Origin of the sequence: Fervidicella metallireducens AeB, from assembly GCF_000601455.1 — a bacterium.
Lineage (GTDB): Bacteria > Bacillota > Clostridia > Clostridiales > Caloramatoraceae > Fervidicella > Fervidicella metallireducens.
On sequence record NZ_AZQP01000066.1, the window covers coordinates 1 to 8,210 of the forward strand.

At 27.6% G+C, this 8,210-nt stretch carries 10 protein-coding genes; 5 read left to right on the top strand and 5 right to left on the bottom strand.

Going from position 1 to position 8,210, the window contains the following annotated elements; all coding sequences use genetic code 11:
- Positions 1-639 precede the first annotated feature (639 nt).
- The 5 genes from Q428_RS12935 to Q428_RS12950 all read right to left on the bottom strand — a co-directional run bounded on the left by Q428_RS12935 (position 640) and on the right by Q428_RS12950 (position 4,214).
- Entirely contained in the window at positions 640-1,026 is a 387-nt protein-coding gene (locus Q428_RS12935) for a DUF6262 family protein (RefSeq protein WP_035381592.1), read from the bottom strand.
- The gene (locus Q428_RS12940; RefSeq protein WP_051515173.1) at positions 1,023-2,138 is read right to left on the bottom strand and encodes a tyrosine-type recombinase/integrase; all 1,116 of its coding nucleotides are present in this window, start codon (positions 2,136-2,138) and stop codon (positions 1,023-1,025) included. Before Q428_RS12940 ends, Q428_RS12935 begins: the two co-directional genes overlap by 4 nt.
- A gap of 14 nt (positions 2,139-2,152) precedes the next feature.
- Positions 2,153-2,647, bottom strand: a complete 495-nt coding sequence (locus Q428_RS14690; RefSeq protein WP_051515174.1) for a hypothetical protein — start codon at positions 2,645-2,647, stop codon at positions 2,153-2,155.
- A gap of 162 nt (positions 2,648-2,809) precedes the next feature.
- Entirely contained in the window at positions 2,810-3,064 is a 255-nt protein-coding gene (locus Q428_RS12945; RefSeq protein WP_035381594.1) for a hypothetical protein, read from the bottom strand.
- Positions 3,065-3,086: 22 nt separating this feature from the next.
- On the bottom strand, positions 3,087-4,214 hold the full coding sequence (locus Q428_RS12950; RefSeq protein ID WP_035381596.1) for a tyrosine-type recombinase/integrase: 1,128 nt from the start codon (positions 4,212-4,214) through the stop codon (positions 3,087-3,089).
- 1,000 nt (positions 4,215-5,214) lie between these two features.
- Between Q428_RS12950 and Q428_RS12955 the strand changes: the two genes are divergently transcribed.
- From Q428_RS12955 to murD, 5 genes are all read left to right on the top strand, one after another.
- Positions 5,215-5,439 (top strand): DUF3892 domain-containing protein, encoded by a 225-nt coding sequence (locus tag Q428_RS12955; protein ID WP_035381598.1) that lies wholly within the window; start codon positions 5,215-5,217, stop codon positions 5,437-5,439.
- 21 nt (positions 5,440-5,460) lie between these two features.
- Positions 5,461-5,682 carry a DUF3892 domain-containing protein gene (locus tag Q428_RS12960; RefSeq protein WP_035381600.1) on the top strand — a complete coding sequence of 74 codons (222 nt, stop codon included), beginning with the start codon at positions 5,461-5,463 and terminating at the stop codon, positions 5,680-5,682.
- A gap of 21 nt (positions 5,683-5,703) precedes the next feature.
- Complete coding sequence (locus Q428_RS12965; RefSeq protein ID WP_035381602.1) at positions 5,704-5,919, top strand: DUF3892 domain-containing protein; 216 nt, start codon at positions 5,704-5,706, stop codon at positions 5,917-5,919.
- Between the two features lie 87 nt (positions 5,920-6,006).
- Positions 6,007-6,363, top strand: coding sequence for an ArsR/SmtB family transcription factor (locus tag Q428_RS12970; RefSeq protein WP_035381604.1), 357 nt, complete (start codon positions 6,007-6,009; stop codon positions 6,361-6,363).
- Between the two features lie 114 nt (positions 6,364-6,477).
- The gene (gene murD, locus Q428_RS12975) at positions 6,478-7,848 is read left to right on the top strand and encodes a UDP-N-acetylmuramoyl-L-alanine--D-glutamate ligase (protein ID WP_035381605.1); all 1,371 of its coding nucleotides are present in this window, start codon (positions 6,478-6,480) and stop codon (positions 7,846-7,848) included.
- Positions 7,849-8,210 lie beyond the last annotated feature (362 nt).

An 8,210-nucleotide genomic window follows, 5' to 3' on the forward strand; every position in this document is an offset into this window, starting at 1 on the left:
TACAGTATCAGGTGTTACTTTTTCTATTTCTTCAGCTAAGGCCTTAATTGGAAGAAACGTGAAAATTACTGTAAATAGTAAAAATACTGCTACTGCTCTTAAGTTTTTCTTCATCCTCCTTCTCATTCTCCTTTCATTTTTTCGTATTACTTTAATTTAACATTTATGAATCTTTAAAATATTAACACATTATGAATATTAAATAAATGCAATATTTATGTAATGTATGCCATCTAATGGTTATTATAGATTGATTATCCATAAAGTCATGTTTTTTATAAAAGAATAACATTTATCCTTTATATCAGTTCAAATTATAAGTTATTTAAAAATATTGGTAAGCCGTAACTGTTTCTGTTTTTATAACATAACTCCAAAAAATAGGAGATATTTTATTGGAGTATCTCCTCAGAGTGTTGATAGACATCTAACACCCTCTTTACTTAATAAAAATTTGGATTTCAAAATTTCTCTTTTTGTTTTTGTTAGTAAAATTATGTTTTAAAATGTGCACCATTGCTACTGGCCATATCAACAGATTAAAAGTGCTGCTGTAAATCTAAAAGGGGTAGCTGCCACATTAAGTCGGAAATGTTGGCGACACCCCTTTTAGAAAATATTATTCTATAGAATAAAAAATTATATATTTTTGTACAACTCTCCGAAGTTTACTTTTGCTTGCTCCTTTAATTTTTTATTTTCTTCATCTAATTTTTTAATTTTTCTTCTGAGTGACTCTATAATAGCATCTTTATTATTTTCAGTCATTTCATATTTTACCTGTGCAGGTGAGGAAACAGATCTTTGCTTATTTCTAAATCTTTCTATATCATCCCTAATATCCTTATTATTATAAAGTGTAGCCTTGGAGACTCCAGCTTCTTTTGCCACGCTATTAAAATTAATAGGTTGCTTAGTAAAAAGAAGATTTTTAATAGCCTTATCTACTTTTTCATGGGTAGCCTTCTTCTTGGTATCATGTAGTGCTTTTATCTGCTCCTGGCGATCATATGATTTTGAGTTCACAAGGTCTCCTCCTTCAATCTATCCAATCTTCCATAAATAAGGTTTCCACATGATATTTTATCAAGAATATCAGTATACAGATTTAATAATTCTTCATTCTCTTTTTTTAAATCTTTTCTATCATATTCTTCTGAAAACTTAATCATAGACTTTGTAGATTCTATTAGTATTTCATATTTCTTAATATCCCAATCGACTGCTCCTACGCAAAGATCTTTACATGGGCTACCATTATTACAAGTTAAACAAGGTGGATGTTTAGCATATTCACATTTCCCCTTTATTCTTTGCAGGCAAGTTCCATATGGTGTTTCAATTGCATTTAGTTTATGATTGGTCCAAAGCATATTTAAAATATTTATTGGAAGTTCTCCATTTTTTTGCTCTATAAGATTATCCTTATCATCAAAAGTAAAAACACCATTCTTTACTGCATTATCAAAGGCTATTCTTTTAGTTTCATCTAATAATCTAGCATACCTCAATGTCATTTCTGGAGAAGCATGAGCCATTAACTCTTGTATAGTAATAATATCAGTACCACAATTTAATAATTTCACTGCATATGTATGACGAAATTTATGATTATTAAAATGAAAAGGATTTCCTTGATTATCTGTAATATTATATTTCTTGGCAATTTTATTAAGAGTTTTTGCTACATAGTTTGATGTAATTGATTTTGTTTCCCTTCTTATACTTTCACTTGGGAAAATTAAATCATATGGATTAGTATTTGTATTTAATTCATTTCTTACTTTATTAATCATTCCTGCTATAACTTGAGCTAAGTCTTCATCAATAGGTATTCTATGCCCCATTATACCTGTCTTTTGTATGTTTGTTTCAATCCAATACTTACCGTTTATTTTAAGTAAACAATCTTGTCTTAGATTGAGAGTATCAGATATCCTAAGACCTGTCTTAAACATTATCCAAACAGCATTTCTAACTTTATCTGGTAATTCACTTAAATGAGGAATAAGTTGCTCTAGTACTTCATCAGGAATATACTTAATTTTTTGATAATCTGATTTATAATTAATAGATGGCTTGTCAGTTTGATATATTAGTTTTCTTACATCCTTTATTGGAGCCTCGGGATATTCCATGACCTGTATATCCTCTAGAAATTTTGTACAAAAATAATATTATTCAAAATCCAATCTTTTATATTTTTTATTTTATTTTTAGGTGAATTTGCATATGTATTGAGAAAGATCATATAGTCCTCAATATTATTTCTTTGAATTTCTTTTAAATCTGTCCATGAGGGATTTTTATCAGATATATCATTTAAAAATTTCGATATTGCTACTGAATATACAAATGCAGTTCCCCAAGAAAAATGGTTATTGCTTAATAATCTTTGCTTAATATATTTTTTAAAAATATCCCTAAAGTACACATTTTTGATGTTATCAAAATGAAGAGTTTTTGCTATAGAAGAATTACTGTTATAATCAATATAATGTGTTTCTCTAATCTTTTCTATATTCCATATATCCTTTTCCCATTCTTCAGGCTGAATAATTAAATCATAATAATAGCTATATATCTGTTTAAATATTCTCTTTTCATCTGTGGTAGAATAATTTTCTGCAAGCCAACTGTTCTCCATTCAATTTCTACCTTTTTAAAATCTAACTCAAGAAGACTATATATGTTTGAATATAGGCATTTTAAAAATTGTCCTATTTTGGTAAAATATCTAGATAATTTTACTGCTCCTACTATACTGTAATCTTTTTTCATTATCATTTCATGAATAACCACTTTAAAATCATCTTTTATACTTTTTTTTGAATGCAAAAAAATATATTTTCTTTTTCTTTAATGTCTTTGACTCTTGTATTTTGAATTGGTCCATATTTAAGAAGAAATTTACATCCCATGTGTTATTTTTTATAAAATAATCAGTTTCAAATTCTTCACTAATGTGCATATTACTTTTCATTGAACAAACATTATAATATTTAAGTCTCTCTTTGTAATCCTGGATGCTGCTATTGTATTTAACCATTAATTTAACTTGCATATTTTCCTTTAAGCCTGTGCCATTAATTATCTTCCCTTTCCTTTTTTATTGTAAACCTATGTTGTGCAGCCTCCCATTTCATTCTTAGTTCTTCATCAGATAAGTGAATATACATATTCATAGTTGTTTGAATCTGTTTATGTCCCAAACGTTCCTGTACCCCTTTTATATCCTTAGTTTCTTGAAAGAAAATTGTTGCATGCGTATGCCTTAGCAAATGTGCATGGATATCTATCCCTGTTCTCATTTTTAAAGTATTGAACAATGCAGCCACATCTTTATATTCCATAGGTTGCCCTTTATTTTCACCCTTTAACTTAACAAAAACAAAGTTAGTGTCTATTTCTAGTTCATCTAAAATTTTATATTCATAATCATCGAATAAATCCATCAGTTCCTGAGATATAAAAATGTCTCGTTCACCTGTTTTTAGTCTTGCTCCATTAGCAAGATCTTTACGGTATTTAAGTGTAAATTTATGACCGTTGTTATGATCGAACTTCATATCTTCTATATACAATGAAAGAGCTTCTCCAATTCTTATACCAGTTTCAAAAAGTAACCTAATAAGAAATTTATCTCTTATATTTGTTGTTTCATTACATATTAATTCAACTTGCTCTTTTGTTAATACCTTTATTCTCATTTTTGGTTCTTTGACTTTAAGTATATTTCTTGCTTCAGGACTTCCCTTTGTTATATGATATAAAAAGCCTTTATAATTAGGCCTTACCCCTGATATATATTTAGTAGTTTTATCTTTTATATTTTTATCCATCATTCCTATCCGGTATAAATAATCATAATAACCCAATACAATAGTAATGTTATTATTTATTGTTTTCGCAGTTCGACTAGCTTCTAAAGGTACTATGCTTGCAACTTTATCTGTACCAAATGGGTTTTTAAGCCATCCAACGTAATCCTCTAAATTGCTTATTGTAATTTTATATAAATCCAAATTTTTTTCCTCCAGGAAACAATGATACAGTTTCAAAGCATAACAATATGCTCTTATTGTATTAAAGCTCTTACCGGTATTATCTAAATACTTTATATATTTCACTGCTGATAATACTGGCATCCCATTATCATCTAATAATATATAACTTCTTTTATATTCATCAAGTTTTACTTCTTGCACATACATAAACTATCACCTTCACATACACTTAGATTATCCACATATTATACCGATTATACTAAGTAATCTATATAAACATAAGAATTCTAATATGTAACTCTTGATGGGTGATAGCCTATATTTTTAGACTAACTATACGGTGTAATTTTTCTATAGATAAGTTTATATTCTAGAACATCTTGAATAATTGTATAACTTTTTTTATAAAATATAATGTTCATTAATAGAGAAAATTTCGAAAGTATCTTGTGGAAAAGTTAAGATAATATATTGCTTAGTTATACACAGTTTGTTAATTGTTTTAGAATATATTTTTTATATTAATATGCACCAAATGAAAGATATAAAAAAGGAGCCAGGGGGTTTGCCTGGCTTAGGTTAGTTAATAGGGTTCAATCATGGGGATATGTTATATGAAAGGGTTCTTGATTGCGTTAAGAATTATTACAAATTAAGTATAACATATATATAAAATAAAATGCAATATGTTATACAAAAAAATATAAAAAATATTTTAATGGAATCTAATTAAAACAATACTATTCAAAAAAATAATATAGTGTAGCACATATAATAACATTACATAAACCTAATAAAGCACATAATTTTTTAGAAGTTTTATTAATATTAGAGATATCTGCTAAAACGAATGAAATAATGAAACCTATTGGAATCGGGTAAATAGAGTTAATCGATATGGTGGTAATTGATAGAAAATAAAACCCAATCAATTTCGGCATTAAATAAATTTCTTTTTCTTCATGTTTCTTATAGGAAATGATTATTGAGATTATAGAGAAAATAACAGCAAAAATCAATAACAAATATATCACCCCAATTAAAATATATTTTTTTAAAAATAAAATAGACTGATATATGATAAAGCATTTTACAAAATTGTTTTTCAATAATAAGTAATATATAAATAAAATTCATTACTAAAAAAGAAATAATAATACATATAAAAATGATCCTTATCACAAAATAACCATGGGAGGGATAACGAGTGCGTAAAATTACAGCTGTTAAGTATGATAAAAATGGAGAAATAGAAACATATCAGTTAAATACAGGTGAAATGGTTACAAAGGATAAAGCTTTTGAGTTAGTTCATTCTGGAGAAATTAGTGGAGCTATACTGGGAGTTAATGAATACGGGAGAAGGGTAATATATGAATTATCAGAAAATGTAAATGAAAATGGTAAGAAGAATTTACTAAACACAAATTAAAACAAAAAGGAGACTTTATATATGTTCAAAATAATAGGTGTTAAACATGATAGTAATGGTGAAATTATTTCATATAAATTGGATAATAACAAAATTATAGATAAAAAAGAAGCAGTGAAATTTGCTGAAGAAGGTAAGATTGATGGCGTAATTATAGGTGTATCTAAGAATGGTGAAAAGTTTTTGAAAAATATGCCAGATGGAAATAAATTCAATAATTTAGATAATATGCAAGAAATATAAATAGGAGGTATAGGCATAACTATGAAAAATTTAGAAGTAAAAGAAATAATAAGAGACTCAGAAAGAAATATAATCGGATACGAGTTAAACACTGGTTCTATTATAGATAATGAACAGGCTGTATATATGATAAAAAGAGGAGAATTAACAAATGTAAGAATTGTTAATGATAAAAACGGTGCAGAATGTATTGAAGGTATAGGATTTGACATTGAAAGTTTACCTGAGATGAAATAAAACAGGAGGAAAAATTCCTCCTGTTTTTCTTTTTTGGTATTTTGATGTAAAATATATATACTAAGAAAGTAAAAAGTGGTGATACTTATGAAATGTAATGATGTCTGCGAAGAAAATATAGTTCATGTAGAAAAGGTTGAGGATGTAAAAAGAGATTTTATAAAAGGTGATGAAGTTACAAAACTTCAAGAATTATTTAAGGTATTAGGAGATGGAACCAGGATAAAAATTTTACATGCAATATCCCGGACAGAACTATGTGTATGTGATATTGCAAGTATAATAAATATGTCGCAATCAGCAGTTTCGCATCAACTGAGAATTTTAAGGAACTCTAGATTAGTGAAACATAGAAAAGAGGGAAAAGTAGTTTACTACTCATTACAGGATAATCATGTTGTCCAATTATTTAATCAAGGATTAGAACACATTAGGCATGATTAAAATGTTATTTTATAAATTTTATTTAATCAGTTGGCTTTAATAAAAAGAAACAAACAGATTATGTTTTCATAAAATTAAATATATATATTCTAAAAACGAACTGGAGGGTGAATTTTGAAAAAGAATTTTTACGAATTTAAGCAGTTTATAAAAGGAAAAAAAGTTGCAGTTGTAGGTTTAGGTGTAAGTAACACGCCACTTATCAAGATGTTAGTGGGTTTAGGGGCAAGTGTAGTAGCTTGTGATAAGAGGGAAACCCTTGGAGATTTAGAACGAGAACTATTAGAAATAGGAGTAGCATTAAGATTAGGAGTAGATCACCTTAAAGGTGTAGAGGGATGCGAGGTGATTTTTAGGGCACCATCCTTAATGCCAAACAATGAATATTTGGAAAAAGAAAAAGAAAAGGGTGCATATATAACTACTGAGATGAAGGAATTTTTAAAATATTGTCCTTGTAAAATTTATGGGGTTACTGGTAGTGATGGAAAAACAACAACGACGACATTAATACACGAAATTTTAAAGCAAGAGGGCTACAAAGTATTTTTAGGTGGGAATATTGGTAAGCCTTTATTCCCTATAATTGAAGAGATTGATGAAGATGATTACGTTGTAGTTGAATTATCAAGTTTTCAATTAATGGAATGTGAATATTCAACAGATGTAGCAGTAATAACAAACTTAAGTCCAAATCATTTAGATATACATAAGGATATGAATGAGTATGTAAATGCAAAGAAGAATATATTTGCTCATCAAGATAGCAATGGCATAGTTGTTTTAAATAGAGATAATGATATAACGTATTCAATGAAGAATGATGTTAGAAATGAACTTAGAATGTTTAGTACTAATGATAAAGGAGCATTTGCGTATTTAGAAGATGATAAATTAGTTGTAAATGGTGAGATAGTTTGTAAAAAAGATGAAGTTAAACTCTTAGGTATGCATAATATAGAAAATCTTCTTACTGCTTTTGCTGCTGTATATGGAAGTACTTCTATTGAAAGTATGAGAAAGGTGGCCACTAGCTTTACAGGAGTTGAACATAGAATAGAATTTGTAAGAGAAATAAATGGTGTAAGATTCTATAATGATTCAATTGCATCTAGTCCTACAAGAACAATTGCAAATTTAAAATCTTTTAATCAAAAGATAGTATTGATTGCTGGAGGATATGATAAGAAAATACCATTTGATGAGTTAGCCAAGGAAGGAATAGAAAGAATTAAGGTTCTTATCTTAATGGGACTTACAAAGGAAAAGATCAGAAATGCATTTCTCAAAGAAGCTGAAGAGAGAAATATTAAATTACCTATCATAGAGGTTGATTCTCTTGAGGACGCGGTTAATAAGGCTTATCTTGCTTCTGAGAAGGGAGATATAGTTGCATTATCGCCTGCATGTGCAAGTTTTGATATGTTTAAGGATTTCGCTGAAAGAGGAAGAAAATTCAAAGAAATAGTTATGAATTTGAAATAGCAATGGAAAAAGAAAATCTTAACAGAAAAATCATGAGGTTTTAGGTTTATGAAATAAAGATAATAAAAAGCTAAAAATAAGTGATTAAACAATTATATAAATCTGATAAATATATATTATAGTGGCTATGAGTAATATAAATGCTTTATAGCCACTTTTTAACAATATAGATATATAAATATTTAACTATATTCTTTAAAATATTCCTTCATTTAAAACAACACTTCCAGGAGTATCAATAATAGATTTATAATGAAAAAGTGAGAATTTTGACGAAAAATGCGTATAAATTTATATAATAATAAATAATTAATTGAGATAAAAATTATAAGAATGCTATTATATACAAGTCGCTGCGACAT